This window comes from Prevotella sp. PTAC (genome assembly GCF_013166535.1).
In the GTDB taxonomy this organism is placed as follows: domain Bacteria; phylum Bacteroidota; class Bacteroidia; order Bacteroidales; family Bacteroidaceae; genus Prevotella.
This window is the reverse complement of sequence record NZ_JABKKK010000012.1, coordinates 87406-103482: the sequence shown is the minus strand read 5'-3', so window position 1 is coordinate 103482 and position 16077 is coordinate 87406. Positions and strand designations below refer to the sequence as shown.

The following is a 16077-nucleotide window of genomic DNA, read 5'->3' as shown; positions in this document are numbered from 1 at the left end:
AAAAGAGATTAAATTATGTCTTGCCGGGTGTTACATAATTGCGATTATATATATCTTTACTGAACGTTTAAACGATTATTAACCGAATGACATGTTAAGAAAGATTTTATTGTTTATGGCCGTTGCCGTATCTCTGGCGGCCGCCGCGGAGAAAGTGCCTGCGTGGCTTAATCCGACAGTGAACAGCGATAACCGTGCGCCACGGCGCGCGTCGTTTTTCGCTTACGAGAGTACAGACCTCGCCACGGCGGGCGACAAACACCGCTCAGCCCGATATCTGTCGATGGAGGGCAAGTGGAAGTTTAACTTTGCGCGGAACCACGGCGACCGCCCGAAAGATTTTTTCAAGACAGGTTATGACGACTCGGCTTGGGCGGATTTTCCCGTCCCGGGGCTTTTTGAAATACACGGATATGGCGATCGGATATATAAGAACGTGGGATATGCGTGGTGCACCACTTTCAGAAGCGACCCTCCGTTTGTCGGCCAGACCGACAACTATACCGGCTCATACCGCCGCGAGTTCACTCTGCCCGAGTCGTGGCGGGGCAGCGATGTGTTCTTCCACATAGGCTCGGCCACGAGCAATGTCACACTTTGGGTCAACGGGCGGTACGTCGGTTACAGTGAAGACTCGAAAGTGGCGGCAGAGTTCGACATCACGAAATACCTCCGTCCGGGACGTAACCTCATCGCCATGCAGGTGATGCGGTGGTGCGACGGCTCGTATCTGGAAGACCAGGATTTCTGGCGCTTCACCGGAATAGCCCGTGAGGTGTATCTGTATGCGCGTCCGAAAGCACGCATTGCCGACCTTAGGATTACGCAAGACCTTGCCGACGACTGCCGCACCGGATTGCTCGGGGTGGTCGCCGACGTGACAGGAGGAAAGAACACCGCCGTCACCTACCGCCTCGCGGACGCCTCCGGGGCTACTGTTGCCGAGGGCAAGGCCGGCGGGGTGGCACGTATCGGCGGCGTGCGTCCGTGGTCGGCGGAGACACCTTATCTCTATACCCTGTACGTGACGTTGCGTCGCGGGACAGAGATAGTGGAGGTGATACCGTGCAAGATCGGTTTCAGGAACATCGCGATACGTGGCGGGCAGTTGCTCGTCAACGGGCAACCGGTGCTCATCAAGGGGGCCGACCGCCACGAGCTGGATCCCGACGGGGGTTACGTGGTTGGTGTGGAGCGCATGATAGAGGACATAAAGATAATGAAACGCCTCAACATCAACGCCGTTCGCACATGCCATTATCCCGACGACCCACGCTGGTATGACCTCTGTGACGAGTACGGTATATACGTGACTGCCGAGGCAAACATAGAAAGTCACGGAATGGGATACGGCAAGAACACGCTGGCCCGCCGGCCCGACTATGAATCGGCACACCTCGAACGCAATGAGGCCAATGTGCGTGTATACGGCAATCACCCGTCGGTCATAGTGTGGAGCCTCGGTAACGAGGCCGGATACGGACCAAACTTCGAGAAGGCATACGACCTCGTGAAGAAGCTCGACAATACACGCCCCGTGCAGTATGAGCAGGCGGGGCAGAACGGCAAGACCGATATTTTCTGTCCGATGTACTTCGACTACAAGTGGTGCGAGGAATACTCGCGCGGTGACAATCCCCGACCGCTCATACAGTGTGAGTATGCCCATGCCATGGGTAACTCTATGGGAGGTTTCAAGGAGTATTGGGACCTGGTGCGCAAATACCCCAAATATCAGGGCGGATACATCTGGGACTTCGTGGATCAGGGACTCAGGGACACCAGCCGCATCACAGGCCGGGAGATATTCACCTATGGTGGCGACTACGGCCGCTATCCGGCGAGTGACTATAACTTCAACTGTAACGGTATCATCGCGCCCGACCGACGCCTCAATCCCCATGCCTATGAAGTGCAATACTACTATCAGAACGCATGGGTGGAGGACAAAGGCATCAGCGACGGCCGTATAGAGGTGTACAACGAGAATTTCTTCAAGACGCTCGACGACCTCATTCTTGAGGCCACGATAGTCAGACACTGCGGTGAAGACACGTCGGCCGTGGTCACGATAGACATTAGCGGCATCGCGCCGCAGGCCCGCAGGCAGATAGAGAGCGCGTCGCTGCGCGACAAGCTGGCTGAGATTATGGGTACTTGCGCCCGTTCCGAGATTGTGGTAAACTTTGCTTTCCGCACCCGTGAGGCGGCTCCGCTCGTCGACAAGGGGCAGACTGTGGCCCGAAGGCAGTTTGTCGTGCGGCCCTACACCTTCCCCACGGCCTCGGCCGTAATCGCTCGTGGAGCGGGCCAAAATCCAGTGGCGGTGAAAGTGACCGAGACAGAGTCTTATATAAAGATGTCGGCGGCAGGTACGGATGTGACCATCGGGCGCCATTCGGGATGGATTGACTATCTCGACGCAGGCGGAGTGGCGATGCTTGCCGACCGTGAGGCTGTGACCCCCGAGTTCTGGCGGGCTCCCACCGACAACGACTATGGGGCCAAACTTCAACGTGAATACGCTGTGTGGCGTTCGCCCGTTTACAAACTGCGGTCTGTCACGGCTGCCGACACCATAGGGGCGCATACAGTCAAGGCCGTGTTTGACATGCCGTCTGTATCGGCCGTGCTCACGATGACATACACTCTCACCGCAACAGGCGAACTGATAGTGAACCAGAAGATGACTGCCGACCGCTCGGCCAAGGTGCCCGAGATGTTTCGTTACGGCATGCAGTTGCGTATGCCGGAGCGTTTCGACCGCGTCAGCTATCATGGCCGTGGGCCGGTGGAGAACTATGCCGACCGCAACAGCAGCCAGTTTGTCATCAAGGAGGATACCACCGTGGCTTCGCAATACTTCCCCTACATCCGTCCCCAGGAGAGCGGCAACCACACCGACGTGCGCCGGTTTACGGTATATGACGGCAAAACAGGCCGTGGATTGGCATTCTACGGTATCGCTCCAATGGAGTGCGGAGCGCTCAACTATCTGACCGAAGATCTCGATGACGGTCCGGTCAAGGAACACCGTCACGGCCGGCACAGTGGCGACCTGGTCGAGAGCGGTGTCACTCAGGTGCATATCCAGCAGCGGCAGGCCGGACTTGCCTGTGTCAACAGTTGGGGTGCCCGCCCGCTACGCCAATACCGCGTACCTTATGGTGACTATGATTTCACTTTCATAATCAAGCCGGTATATTGATAGAGCGATAGCTTTTAATGGCTGTTGGCGCATGGGTGTTGTAAGACGAATAATATATGCTTTGACATATCGCTTTGCCAGGCAGGCAAATGGTGGCGTGTGTGTCGTTTCTTCCGGACTTGCGGCCGATGTCTCGTTTTTTTGATGTAACTTTGTGGCGTTAAAGACAATGCGGACGTTATGAGCAAACCAAGAATTATGATAGCCGGGATAGGTCCCGGCAGTGCCGAAGATATCACGCCGGCAGTGCTTTCGGCAATCGGCGAGGCCGACATCGTGGTGGGGTATAAATATTATTTCCGGTTCATCGAACCTTATTTGAAGCCGGATGCCGTGTGTGTGGACAGCGGCATGAGACAGGAGCGTGAGCGGGCGCGGCAGGCTTTCGAACTGGCCGAGAGCGGCCGCACGGTGGTTGTCATCAGTTCGGGCGATGCCGGCATCTACGGAATGGCTCCGCTCATATACGAGATGAAACTCGAACGGGGCAGTGATGTGGAGATTACTGCCTATCCGGGTATCTCGGCCTTTCAGAAAGCGGCCTCCATCCTTGGCGCTCCCGTGGGGCACGATTTCTGCGTGATTTCCCTTTCCGATCTCATGACACCGTGGGAGGTGATAGAGAAGCGCGTCACCGCCGCCGCCACCGCCGATTTTGTCACGGCTGTATATAACCCGCGCAGTCATGGCCGCTACTGGCAACTGCACCGTCTGAAAGAGATATTTATCGCTTCCGGGCGTTCATTGTCCACTCCTGTGGGGCTTGTGCGGCAGGCAGGCCGTCCGGAGCAGACGGCCGTACTCGTCTCATTGGGCGATTTTAACCCCGATGATGCCGATATGTTCACTGTCGTTCTGATAGGAAACTCGCAGTCGTATCTGCGCGACGGGCGTTTCATCACTCCTCGCGGATATTATAGTGACGATGCCGCGGCCACCGGACGGGTGGGGCAGGACATAATGATACGCAGTTTCCTGACGATAGAGAGCGAACTGAAGGACAATGATATAAGTCTCGGCCGCAAGTGGGCTTTGCTGCATGCGATACACACCACGGCCGACTTTGATATGGAAAACATACTCCACACCGACCTAGGTGCGGTGGAGGCGTTATATGGCATGGTGAGCACTGGTAGGTTGACAACCATTGTCAGCGACGTGACGATGGTCACGAGCGGCATTAGGAAAGGTGCGTTGGCCCGTCTCGGTGTCGAGGCCAAATGCTATCTTGGCGACCCGAGGGTGGCCGATATGGCCTCTCGTGAGGGAATCACCCGCACGCAGGCCGGGATAAGGCTCGCCGTTAGTGAGCATCCCGACGCTTTGTTTGTGTTCGGTAATGCCCCGACGGCACTCATGGAACTGTGCGATCTCATTCGGAAAGGCAAGGCACGGCCTGCCGGAGTGATAGCCGCACCTGTCGGTTTCGTGCATGTCAGGGAGTCGAAGCACATGGTCAAGACGTTTGCCGGTATTCCCAAGATAATAGTTGAAGGACGTAAGGGCGGCAGCAGCATCGCCGCAACGCTTGTCAACGCCATTCTGTGTTTTAACGACGCTGAGGCTCTTCGCCCCGGCAGAGACGTGTGACGGTGCATGGAGCAGAGCATGATTAGTGGCGAAATGCGGCCGGCCGTCAGCCCGATGGGCTCGGCTGGCGATAGGGAGTTTGTCATCATAGGTCTTACAGACAACCGTTCGCCGTGGTTTCCGCCCGAGGTCGTTTCGGAAATAAAATCTTCCAGGGTGTTCTCCGGCGGACGGCGTCACCATGAGATAGTTGCGGCCATGCTTCCGCAAGATGCCGAGTGGATAGATATTACCGTGCCGATAGACGCTGTTTTCGGTGTTTACGAGAACTATCGTGAGCGCATTGTTGTGTTCGCCTCCGGCGATCCGCTGTTCTTCGGTTTTGCGAATACCGTCAGGCGGAAGCTTCCTTTCGTGCCGATAAGGCTTTATCCGGCGTTCAACTCCCTGCAAACGCTTGCCCACCGCATGGTGATCCCATATCACGACATGCGTGTCGTGTCGCTCACCGGCCGCCCTTGGCACGGGCTTGACCGTGCGTTGATAAAGTGCTGTCCTTTGATTGGTGTCCTTACAGACCGTGAGCGCACTCCCGCTGCCATTGCCCGCCGCATGATGGACTTCGGATACGATAATTATCTGATGACAGTGGGTGAGAATTTGGGTAACGCAGAGCGTGAGCGCATCACCACGCAGACGGTGGGAGAGGCCGCTGAACGTGAGTTCTCCTCTCCCAACTGCATTATACTGACCGCCACATACCGGCGAGAACGTCGTTTCGGAATACCCGACACGGAGTTCGACCATCTGCCGGGGCGCAGTCGGATGATAACCAAGATGCCAATACGGCTGTTAGCGTTGCAGGCTCTCGGCCTGCCGTCACGGTCGGTCTTGTGGGACATCGGTTTCTGTACCGGATCGGTATCGATAGAAGCCAAGATGCAATTCCCGCATCTCGAAGTGGTCTCTTTCGAGGTGCGAAGTGAGGGAAAGGCACTCATCGAGGCCAACAGCCGCCGATTCGGGATACCGGGGATAAAGACGGTTATAGGAGATTTCCTTGATGCCGACCTGTCGGTATTGCCCCGTCCTGACGCTGTTTTCATAGGAGGGCATGGTGGTCGGCTCTCTGAGATCATGGCCCGTGTGGCCTACCTGTTACCAGATGCCGGCAGCAGGTGTCCTGACGGCTTGCGGACGATGACACATGGCGGCGTGATAGTGATGAACTCGGTGAGCGAAGACAGCCGCAAGGCTTTCGAGGCGACGGCACGTGAACTTGGATTGACGTTTCGTCCTGTCGCCCATGTCGCTCTTGACGACTATAATCCGATAGATATATTGAAGGCGGAGAAGAGTTAGTCATATTCTTGCAGTGCGATGGGGCGGTTTGTGCTTCAGCGTGAAACATGCCCCAATGACGGGGCATACCGATGATAGCAGGATTATGGCCTCTCTTCAAATACCACGCCGTATGCCGAAACGGGAATTCTAATAGGTTCTGTTTGGATAGCAGGCCATACAATGATATAAAGTGAAGCATATTTAATGATATGACAGCCATATTTATGGTTGACGTAAAAAATCTTCAAAAAAATGACAAACGACATAATGAAAACCTGCATAATACTTGTTTCCGAGGCCGGATACGGCACGGCAAAGACTATCAGGGCGGAGCTTGGCGGCGAGATTTTCTCGATGCACGGTGAGCCGGACACTACGCATATAGACACTATCGGCGGACTGCTTGCCGAACTCTGGACTGTTGCCGGCACGTTTGTTTTCGTCGGGGCGATGGGTATCTGCGTGCGAAGCATAGCCCCGTTGCTTGTCGACAAGCATTCCGACCCGGCCGTGATTTGCGTCGACTGTACCGGAGCAACGGTCATACCCGTGCTGTCGGGACACTTGGGAGGAGCGAACAAGGCAGCTATGGATATAGCCTCGGCTCTGGGTGCCGTTCCGGTGGTGACTACGTTGAGCGACAGGCTCGGCCTGTGGGCGCTCGATACCATGCCCGGCAAGTTCGGATGGACGGCCGTTCCGGCTGGGATGAACACTCAAATAGCGCTGTTCACCGCCAGGAAACCAACAGCTCTGCTCCTTACCGTGCGCGATCGGGGCACCGAATGGATGGAACAGCACCTCCCCGGTCATGTGACGGTATTCTCTCGGGCGGAAGATATAGACCCGGATAAGTTTGAACTGCTGATAGTCGTGGGCGTGCGGTGTCCCAAAGACATTCCGTTGCCTTGCCTGCACTATATTCCCAGGTGTGTACATGTCGGCGTCGGCCTGGCTCGTCAGGCTGCGCCGGCCGATCGTGTGGTGTCCGAGATATTCTCCGCTTTGGCATCGGCCGGCATTCCCGGTGAGGCTATAGCCGGCATATCGACGATAGAAGAGAAGCGTGACGAGCCTGTGCTGTCGTTTCTTGCGGGGCAGGGGCATCCCGTCAGGCTCTTTACCGCCGATGAACTGAAAGATATTGAGGTGCCGAACCCGAGCGACACGGTGATGAGACACATGGGCACGGCAAGCGTGAGCGAGGCCGCCGCCCTGCTTGCATCGGCCGGTGGACGGCTTATAATGCCGAAAACCAAAGGCGGTGACTGGACGGTTGCCGCCGCGATAGCCGGTGATTACATACGTGAGGGCCACATAGAGATTGTGGGCGCAGGACCGGGCGATCCCGATCTGGTGTCGGTGCGTGGCCGGCGGATGCTCGAACGGGCCGATCTGATACTCTATGCGGGTAGTCTCGTGCCGCGTTCGGTTACCGACTGTGCCAAACCGGGAGCCACGGTGCGCAGCTCGGCGTCGCTGGCGCTCGAAGAGCAGATAGCAATCATGAAGGAATATTACGACCGTGGAAAGTTCGTTGTGCGCCTGCATACCGGCGACCCGTGCCTGTATGGAGCCATACAGGAGCAGATGAACCACTTTGACCGACACGGGATGCGCTACCATATCACTCCCGGCATCTCCGCTTTTCAGGCGGCGGCGGCCGAACTGCGTTCCCAGTTCACCATACCCCGCAAGACACAGACAATAATCCTGACCCGCGGTGAGGGACGGACGCCGATGCCCGATACCGAGAAACTGCATCTGCTGGCACGCTCCCGCTCCACGATGTGCATCTACCTGAGTGCCGATATAGTGGAGAATGTGCAGGAAGAGTTGCTCCGTGAGTATCCTGCCGACACACCGGTGGCTGTATGTCACAAACTGACGTGGCCCGGGCAACGTATATATCGTGGCGTGCTGGCCGACCTTGCGGCCATTGTCAGGGGCAACGGTCTGCGGCTCGACACGCTTCTTGTCATCGGAGAGGCCATCGACAACCGTCACGGCCTGTCCGAGCTGTATTCCAGTCATTTCACACATTTATATCGAAAGGCAAAGGAATGATTCTCGTTTTCGGCGGAACCACCGAGGGATTGAAGGCAGTCAAGGCGCTCGAAGAGGCCGGCAGCCCATATTTCTATTCAACACGGGGTACCGAGCAATCTGTGATCATGAGCTATGGCACGCGTCTTTGCGGTGCCATGGATGCCGGTGGCATGACATGTTTCTGCCGTGACAACGGCATACGATTGATTGTCGATGCCGCCCATCCTTTCGCCGCGTTGCTTCATGACACGGTGGCTACGGTGGCTTCGGCCCTCGATATTCCTGCCGTGCGCTTCGAACGGATATTTCCCGAGCGGGATACGGAGCGTATAGAATGGTGCGACGGATATGATGATGCCATTGAAAGGTTATCGGGTTGCCGTTGTGTGATTGCCACCACGGGCGTGCAGTCGATAGGTCGTCTGGCTGTGTTGAAATCCCGTGGCGTGCGTCTCTATCACCGGATACTCAATCGTGAGAGTTCTCTCATCATCGCCCGCCGCCTCGGCGCCACTGCCGACGAACTGTGTTTTTACGGCGAGGGCGAGACCAATAGCGGACTTTTCGCCCGTCTTCGTCCCGATGCCATATTGGTGAAGGAGAGCGGCGAGACGGGTGGTTTCGCGGAGAAAGTATCGACTGCCATTGACCTTGGCGTACGTGTGGTCGCTATCAAGCGGCCGGAAACACCGCCGTCGTTTGTCGTTGTCAACGGTGAGCACGGCTTGCGTCGCGCTGTCGAGCGTCTTCTTCCTGGTTTTTATCCTCTACGTAGCGGACTGACAACCGGCACTTGTGCCACGGCTGCCGCCCTGGCCGCCGCCATCCGCCTGTTGCGCGGCGATACTCCGCCTGCCGTTCCCGTCATTCTGCCCAACGGTGAGACGATAGAAGTGGACGTAATATATGGCGGCGGATATGCCGCCGTGATTAAAGACAGTGGCGACGACCCCGACGTGACGGACGGAATGGAGATAAGGGCGGCGGTAGTTTCGTGGAGCGGGGAATGTGGAGCGGGGAGCGAGGATAGTGACATAAAAGATTGTTATACTCAGAAGCATATCTCACTCCCCGCTCCACATTCCCCGCTCCACGAAAAAAACGTTCTGATAACGATTTCCTCCGGCCCGGGAGTGGGCACTGTCACTCTGCCCGGATTTGATTTCCCGCCGGGCAGTCCGGCTATAAACCGTGTGCCTCGGGAGATGATACGCAATAACATCATGGCTTTATTGCACCCCGATGTCCCTCTGACGGTAACGGTTTCAGTGCCCGGCGGCGAGGAGATAGCCGCCCGCACGTTCAATCCCAGGCTCGGTATCGTCGGCGGAATATCCATTGTCGGGGTGTCGGGCATCATAAAACCGTTCTCGAAAGACAGTTTTGTCGGCTCGATACGCAAGTGCATGCAGGTGGCCGTGGCGAGCGGGGCAGAGCGTGTGGTGATAAACTCGGGAGCCAAGAGCGAGCGTTTCGTGCGGGCCATATATCCCGAACTGCCGCCGCAGGCGTTTGTGGAATATGGCAATTATATAGGCGATACCATCTCGATAGCCGCCGAACTGGGCGTGGCGAGGCTTACGCTTGGCGTAATGATAGGCAAGGCCGTGAAACTGGCTGCCGGCCGGCTCGACACCCACAGTCGCCAGGCCACGATGGACAAGGACTTTATCGCGTCCATGCTTGCCGAAGCCGGTTGTACGGCCGGTGTCATCTCGGCCGCCCGCGGCATTACGCTTGCCCGCGAGTTGTGGACGATCGTGCCGCAAGAACGCCTCGGCGACTTCTGCCGTGTGGTCATATCGCACTGCGTGGACCACTGCCGGCCGCTCTTCCCGTGCGGCGAACTTACTGTTTTACTTATCGATGAGTCCGGCCGTTGCTTCTCCGCCTGACTGATGTTTTTTATCCGTTTGTTTTGCATAAAAGAGCTATTTTGTGGCATTCTTGCAATGTGTATCTATATATTTATCGTGAAGTGTATCGTGATGCGCCTTGACATGTAATGTCATTTGTGTTATCTTTGCATCGTCAAACAATGGGGACGCCCGACTTCCTGACGAGGAGTGTTTGACGGAAGAGAATGACAAAACAAATGATTAACAACCCAAAATAGAAAACCAATGTCGGTATTTTACAGATTATATCAGAACAACAACAAGCGTAGTCGTGTTTACAAGAAATGGTATGCCCGTGCGGTGATGGTCGACACGATGTCTACCCGTGAGTTGGCCGAGATAATGCAGGAGAACTGTACTGTGAAACGTTCTGATATCGAAGCTGTGCTTCGTGAGCTCGTTCCCACGATGACGCGTGCCATGCAAGACTCGAAGCGCGTGAAGATAGACGGGCTCGGCTCGTTCAAGATTGGACTTAAAACGAAGCCTTCCGTATCGCCGAAAGAGTTTAGCTCGCAGAAAAACGTTTTGGGCATGCACATCAATTTCATGCCCGAGACATACAAGGACAGTGGCACCAACCGCCGTGTCACGGATCTGCTGAGACGTTGCGCCGTGGCCGAGCTCCCCAAAAACGCCGTGATAACCGACGAAGACGAGGTTGAGGCGCAACCATAAATCAGCGCCACTTATGATTTTATGAAAATACGATGTCTGCTTTTGCACACATCCGACATCCGTAACCCGCATTCCGAATATTCGGAATGCGGGATTTTTTATGTCCTTTTTTCCGGATGAAGCCTGTTTTCATTGATAATTAATATCTCCTTATTTCATAGTTAATACTTCCTTGTCTTTTAGTTAATATTTCCTTACCTTGCAGTTAATACTTCTTTCCCTTGCAGTTAATATATCCTTATCTTGCAATTAATATCTCCTTATCTTGTATTTAATACGCCCTTATCTTGCAATTAATACATTTCTGCCTTATAATTAATACTCCGTTACTTTTTACGATATATTAATTACTTCGCGGTTAATTCTTTGTTACAAATGTCTTTATATTTCGTTATGAGATAACAAATATCTCATTCATCCGTTTCTCAAACTGTTTTTTTAAGGGCTTTACCTCGTTGTTCCCATTTTATCCGTAAAACTATAATTTCATGCCCGTAAAATATTACGGATTGTAATCTTAATATCTCACGTCTCGATTTTTAACTCTTGAAACGGCTATATATCAGTGGTTTCACATATTCATTTTTCAATGACAGGTTACGAATTGAAACCTAAACTTTTATATGCTGATACAGATAGATTTTGTGTCATGGAAAATGTTATATACCTTTTGTCAAGTGAATAATTTTTACTATATTTGCAAAAGATAAAATTAATCTCGGTGCTTTTGGAATTTCATATGAGGAAATATTTCCATTAATTATGCAAAATAAGATATGGCTGGGGCAAGCATACATAGTGGAGATAGAAATTTTGGGTTCCTGATACCTATGAGTTGAGAGCGGCAGGCTTCGGTATAGATGAAACAGGAAAAATACATTCGTGTAAAAGGTGTGCGTTGGTTTACATATCTTGATTATAAGGAACGTCACGAGGATATTATCTTATGTAAACAACCCGTTGGCGGAATTAAAAACTTGTAATATTTATGTTTAAAAAGTTGTACATATCGTTTTTTTAGTAACTTGGTGGTGTTCAGACTATTAAATACAAATCACCGTATGCACGACTTATATACGAAGTTCGTCAGAATTCTTGGGATATGCAAGCAGTTCGTAAATCTCTACTCGTTCTTCTGTTGTAGGGAATATCATGATGGCTTTGCGCGGACCGATTTTGTATATCATACCTGCGACGGAGTTGTTGCTGCCATATGATGTCTGAGAATCATTGTTCACACTCCAACCTCCGAGAAAAACCAACGACTTCGGGCTGTTTTGATAGACATAGCCTGATTTACGCTGGCTACCGGTAGTCTTCTCAAAGAATACCTTTCCATCGATTTCCTTGAAACGGCAACTGAAATACGGATAAGAGAATATGCCGTCACGGGCATCAAGCTGAATAGAACGAACCCGTCTGAAACCAATCATATCCTCCGGAGTGAGCGAATAGTTTTTGGCAGTCAGGAGTCGTTCGACTACTTTTCGCTCATTATATCCGTAGGATTTTGAATCCAGAGTCGAGAGAACCTCCCATACCATCTTCTTGCTTCGTGACAATGCGCTGTAATCCGAAGGATTGACTATGCCTTCAAGTTTTGGGTTAAGATTTTCCGGCATGACGGGCATCTCTTTCACAAGCTCGGCATTGCCGTTGAAATACCAATCATCGCCGGGACTGCCCATTTCAAGTTTTCCGACCAGTCTATTGCCCGACTCGATTTTGAAGCGTCCCTCAAACGGACTTCCGATATCGGTAGACTTCATTATGAGTGAATCAGGCGTGAGACTTGTTGAGAAATCCACCCAGCCGTAGGTGCGGAGAATGCCGCAATATCCCACATACAACTGTTTATTATTGTCAATGCAGAGATTGACCATCAAATCCTTCGGGCCTTTCCATGCCCCTATGAGATTGGAAGTCTCTGCAAAAGATGTCAGGAATCCGATGAATGCGAACAGTGTCGCGATATATTTTTTATTTCTCATTGTATATTATTTAATCGTTATACTTTTGCATAAAGTTTCAACATCGGAGTGTGGAATAAGGCAGAGTTTTCATTAGTCATAAAGACCGTAGAATATGTTTTGCCCCCATACTCTTACATCAGAAACCGGATAGTTCAATGGGCTTTCAGACCCCGCATTCGCAATGATGGCTCACGATGTAATGATGTTGTTTAATTAAAGTTTATAGACTATGACCTACATTGGAATCGATGTCAGCAAGGCGACTTTCGTTGTCTCTTATTCGTCTGCCAGGACAGGCAGGACAAAAACATTCAAGAACACCGTCAAAGGTGTCCATGAGTTCATCCAGACTATTTCGGCAGCAGAGCATCATTGCGTTCTGGAAGCCACCGGCAATTACAGTGCGCTGCTCGTTTATCTGCTTTCCGAAGCCGGGATAACCGTCAGCCTTGAGAATCCGCTGAAGATAAAGAACTTCGCCCGTGCCATGCTAACCGTCACCAAGACGGACGAGATTGATGCCCGCCTGATAGCCCTGTACGGTGAGAGGATGCAGCCTGTACCTTACAAGCTACGCAGCGATTCGATCCTCGTTTTGAAGCAGAAGCGCACGGTGCTACGCCAGCTTAAAAAGCAACTTGTGGCAACACGCAACCTCAAAGGCTCGCTGGAAGTTCTTCCTTCTTTCGACCCTGAATGCAAGAAAACCATCGAAAAGACAATTGCTTTCCTCGAGAAACAAATCAAGGCAATGGAAGAGAAAATCACTTCCTTGGCGCGAGGCGAGTACAAGAAACAGATGGACTTGCTCACTTCCATCAAAGGTATCGGTGTCACGTTGGCAGCCGCACTCATCGTAGCCACCGGAGGATTCACCTACTTTGATAACGCCAAGCAACTGACCCGTTATCTGGGCTTGTCACCTACTTACCAACAATCCGGTACGTCAGTCAATGTCAAAGGTCACATCAACCGGAACGGGGATTCAAACCTCAGAAGCCAGCTTTATGTAGCGGCATTCTCATCACTCAGGTGTAATACCGAGTGCAAGGAATGTTTCGACCGTTTGCGGTCTAATGGCAAGCCGGGTAAGGTGGCGGTCGTCGCTGTAGCCAACAAACTTGTAAGGCAAGCCTTTGCGGTGGTCAAGCAAGGAATACCGTATGTCGATGGGTTCAAGTCCGAAAGACCATAAATACTCATCTGCGGAGGGAACGCCATGCGGCAAGGGGCTGAGCAGTCAGCCCCGACGAGCTTTCCATGCACGATAACCTGCATGATTATGCTAATTATCGTTAACCGTATTCAATTTTCTTATTATAGTTCATATTCTGTTATTATTCTACCTGTTGGCGGAATTAAAAACTTGTAATATTTATGTTTAAAAGTTGTATATATCGTTGATTTCTTAGTGACTTAGTGGTGTTCAGACTATTAAGTACAAATCACCATATGCACAACTTATATACAAAGTTCGTCAGAATTCTTGGGATATGCAAGCAATTTTCCAATAAATTTGTGGATGAGAAAGGAAATATCCCGCGTCGCGGTCCTGTTCCCAAATTCTCTGAATTGGAGGTTGTGGCATTGTTTCTTGCCGCAGAATCAGAAAGTATCGGCAGCGAGAACCGGCTGTTTTGAATCAAGGCTCAAAGAATACGAGGGCAAGTTTCCCGACACTGATACCATTTGCCGAAGTCGGAAAAAGAATAGAAACACTTTTCTCGCAACAGACAGGGCAATTCCTCATTACCAGGAACTATGCAACAATGACAAACGGCCTGTTTGCCGGAATTATTGGCAAAATCAGTGCGCTGACCGTATCACAATATGGCAACTATATTAAAGGAAAACCTATTGGGAGGATTAAGTACGCACTAAATTAATTCCGCCAACGGGTAAAGTCTGTTAATTATAATGCCAACGACCTTTTCAGCCACACTTTCATCACCGGATCAGGAATAACAACTTGTCGTTTCTCTATCTCTATAAGTTCCTTTTTGACTAACGCCCTCTTTACGATACTTACATTTGCAGACGAGCCGAGTTGGTATTTTTGTAAAACCTCTTGTGTGGTAAATTCACTATGAATCCCGTCTAAAACAGCTCGTAGGAAATTCAACTGATAGGTAGTAAGGCTTTCGGTCTGCTTCTCGAACAATGGAGTGTTTTGGTCGATAATATCTTGATATGCCGCCTCAAAATCCTGCTCGGCGGCAGTTTCATCCGTATGAATCCATACCAACCACGCCAATTGCTGAACATAAGACGAGTGGTTATCTACTATTTGGCATATTTTCTCAGCCAACCCTCTTGAAATCTGCTTGCCAGTAGCTTCAAAACGACCGCATATATAATCTACCCAATCCGATGTTCCGATTTTCGACAAATAAATGGCATCACCGAATTTATAGAAGGGCAGGCTCTTTTTCTCGAACAGTTCATTCATCAAATGCTTCTTGCTGCCGAATAGACAATAGGATACCGACTTTTGTAATTGCCACACGGTGCGCAGCCGTTTTTGGAACGTCTTGGAATCCTTGAACTCTGCAATCTGCTGGAACTCGTCGATACACACCACGATATTACAACCTTTTTTCTGCGCTATTTTTTCCGGAAGCTGCAAAATTTCATCAACATCGTTGCTTTTGGGATTCATTTCAAGCGAAATGGAAAAATCGGTCATCGGATCTGTCCCTATTGAGATTTTAGGACTGATACGAGAAAGGAACAGCTTGGCGTTTTCCAACCACTCATCCAACTTGGAAGATGTTTGTTTGAGGACAGCAGCCGCAAAGGCATCATAGAAATCCCTGTCACTGCGGCACGAGAAAATATCGAGATACACAACTTTCAGTTTATCGGATTGAGCCAAATGACACGCTTTCTGTACTAATGAGGTCTTACCCCAACGACGAGGCGAGATCAGTACTGTATTTACACCATGTTGAAAATTCAGTAATAGACGCTCCGTTTCTTTCTCTCGGTCGGTGAAATTATCGCCCGATGTGGCAACGCCAAATATAAAAGGCTTGTTCTCCATAATCTTCAGTTTTATTCAAGTGCAAAGGTACAAAATATTGTTATTACTAATACCGTTATTACTAATAAAATTATTACCGCCGTATGTTTTCTCGTCTAAAACTCTGTTACGCGCCTTCATAGCTCACATTGTTGATTCAGGCAAAACTACCATGTATACGTGAGTTCGGTATAAGATTATTGCCCATTAAAATTGGTAATCCCGTAAATATGTTGTACACTTTATAGTGTTAAAGTACAAGATGTTACAACAGATATAAGCGATGATTACCGAGGACAAAGTTATAGAGATTTTCTGTATTATGGATGAGTTTTGCAAGAATTTTGCATCCGAGTGTGACAGAAACTTCCTTTT

The 16077-nt window shown here is 51.2% G+C and carries 10 protein-coding genes and 2 pseudogenes; 10 read left to right on the top strand and 2 right to left on the bottom strand.

All coding sequences use genetic code 11. The features are described from left to right. The first annotated feature begins 91 nt into the window (after positions 1-91). The 8 genes and pseudogenes from HPS53_RS10315 to HPS53_RS12640 all read left to right on the top strand — a co-directional run. Positions 92-3208, top strand: a complete 3117-nt coding sequence (locus HPS53_RS10315; protein WP_172206046.1) for a glycoside hydrolase family 2 TIM barrel-domain containing protein — start codon at positions 92-94, stop codon at positions 3206-3208. 180 nt (positions 3209-3388) lie between these two features. Further along, the gene (cobJ, locus tag HPS53_RS10310; RefSeq protein WP_172206044.1) at positions 3389-4798 is read left to right on the top strand and encodes a precorrin-3B C(17)-methyltransferase; all 1410 of its coding nucleotides are present in this window, start codon (positions 3389-3391) and stop codon (positions 4796-4798) included. A gap of 18 nt (positions 4799-4816) precedes the next feature. Further along, positions 4817-6100 (top strand): precorrin-6y C5,15-methyltransferase (decarboxylating) subunit CbiE, encoded by a 1284-nt coding sequence (gene cbiE, locus HPS53_RS10305; protein WP_253942878.1) that lies wholly within the window; start codon positions 4817-4819, stop codon positions 6098-6100. Between the two features lie 249 nt (positions 6101-6349). Further along, positions 6350-8149, top strand: coding sequence for a precorrin-4 C(11)-methyltransferase (cobM, locus tag HPS53_RS10300; RefSeq protein WP_172206149.1), 1800 nt, complete (start codon positions 6350-6352; stop codon positions 8147-8149). Next, on the top strand, positions 8146-10026 hold the full coding sequence (gene cbiD, locus HPS53_RS10295) for a cobalt-precorrin-5B (C(1))-methyltransferase CbiD (protein ID WP_172206042.1): 1881 nt from the start codon (positions 8146-8148) through the stop codon (positions 10024-10026). The genes cobM and cbiD overlap by 4 nt, the downstream gene beginning before the upstream one ends. Positions 10027-10254: 228 nt before the next feature. Further along, positions 10255-10707, top strand: coding sequence for an HU family DNA-binding protein (locus HPS53_RS10290; RefSeq protein ID WP_172206040.1), 453 nt, complete (start codon positions 10255-10257; stop codon positions 10705-10707). An 860-nt stretch (positions 10708-11567) separates the two neighbouring features. Beyond that, positions 11568-11690, top strand: coding sequence for an adenine-specific methyltransferase EcoRI family protein (locus HPS53_RS12805; protein WP_216651919.1), 123 nt, complete (start codon positions 11568-11570; stop codon positions 11688-11690). 5 nt (positions 11691-11695) lie between these two features. Next, positions 11696-11822: pseudogene (locus tag HPS53_RS12640) on the top strand (IS982 family transposase); the annotation flags it as partial. Here the strand turns inward: HPS53_RS12640 and HPS53_RS12635 are convergent. Further along, positions 11778-12251, bottom strand: coding sequence for a DUF4893 domain-containing protein (locus tag HPS53_RS12635; RefSeq protein ID WP_233210069.1), 474 nt, complete (start codon positions 12249-12251; stop codon positions 11778-11780). The pseudogene HPS53_RS12640 and the gene HPS53_RS12635 overlap by 45 nt on opposite strands. Positions 12252-12909: 658 nt before the next feature. Here HPS53_RS12635 and HPS53_RS10275 point away from each other — a divergent pair. Both HPS53_RS10275 and HPS53_RS10270 read left to right on the top strand, forming a co-directional pair. Continuing rightward, positions 12910-13875 (top strand): IS110 family transposase, encoded by a 966-nt coding sequence (locus HPS53_RS10275; protein WP_172204761.1) that lies wholly within the window; start codon positions 12910-12912, stop codon positions 13873-13875. A 193-nt stretch (positions 13876-14068) separates the two neighbouring features. After that, positions 14069-14566, top strand: a pseudogene (locus HPS53_RS10270) (hypothetical protein). 26 nt (positions 14567-14592) lie between these two features. Here HPS53_RS10270 and HPS53_RS10265 read toward each other — a convergent pair. Then, on the bottom strand, positions 14593-15723 hold the full coding sequence (locus HPS53_RS10265) for an ATP-binding protein (protein WP_172206038.1): 1131 nt from the start codon (positions 15721-15723) through the stop codon (positions 14593-14595). Between the last annotated feature and the right edge of the window lie 354 nt (positions 15724-16077).

Coding starts and splice junctions, on each gene's coding strand:
- HPS53_RS12805 (WP_216651919.1), top strand. CDS start 11,568: ATGAAACAGGAAAAATACATTCGTGTAAAAGGTGTGCGTTGGTTTACA.
- HPS53_RS10315 (WP_172206046.1), top strand. CDS start 92: ATGTTAAGAAAGATTTTATTGTTTATGGCCGTTGCCGTATCTCTGGCG.
- HPS53_RS10290 (WP_172206040.1), top strand. CDS start 10,255: ATGTCGGTATTTTACAGATTATATCAGAACAACAACAAGCGTAGTCGT.
- cobJ (WP_172206044.1), top strand. CDS start 3,389: ATGAGCAAACCAAGAATTATGATAGCCGGGATAGGTCCCGGCAGTGCC.
- cbiE (WP_253942878.1), top strand. CDS start 4,817: ATGATTAGTGGCGAAATGCGGCCGGCCGTCAGCCCGATGGGCTCGGCT.
- HPS53_RS12635 (WP_233210069.1), bottom strand. CDS start 12,251: ATGGTATGGGAGGTTCTCTCGACTCTGGATTCAAAATCCTACGGATAT.
- HPS53_RS10275 (WP_172204761.1), top strand. CDS start 12,910: ATGACCTACATTGGAATCGATGTCAGCAAGGCGACTTTCGTTGTCTCT.
- cbiD (WP_172206042.1), top strand. CDS start 8,146: ATGATTCTCGTTTTCGGCGGAACCACCGAGGGATTGAAGGCAGTCAAG.
- cobM (WP_172206149.1), top strand. CDS start 6,350: ATGAAAACCTGCATAATACTTGTTTCCGAGGCCGGATACGGCACGGCA.
- HPS53_RS10265 (WP_172206038.1), bottom strand. CDS start 15,723: ATGGAGAACAAGCCTTTTATATTTGGCGTTGCCACATCGGGCGATAAT.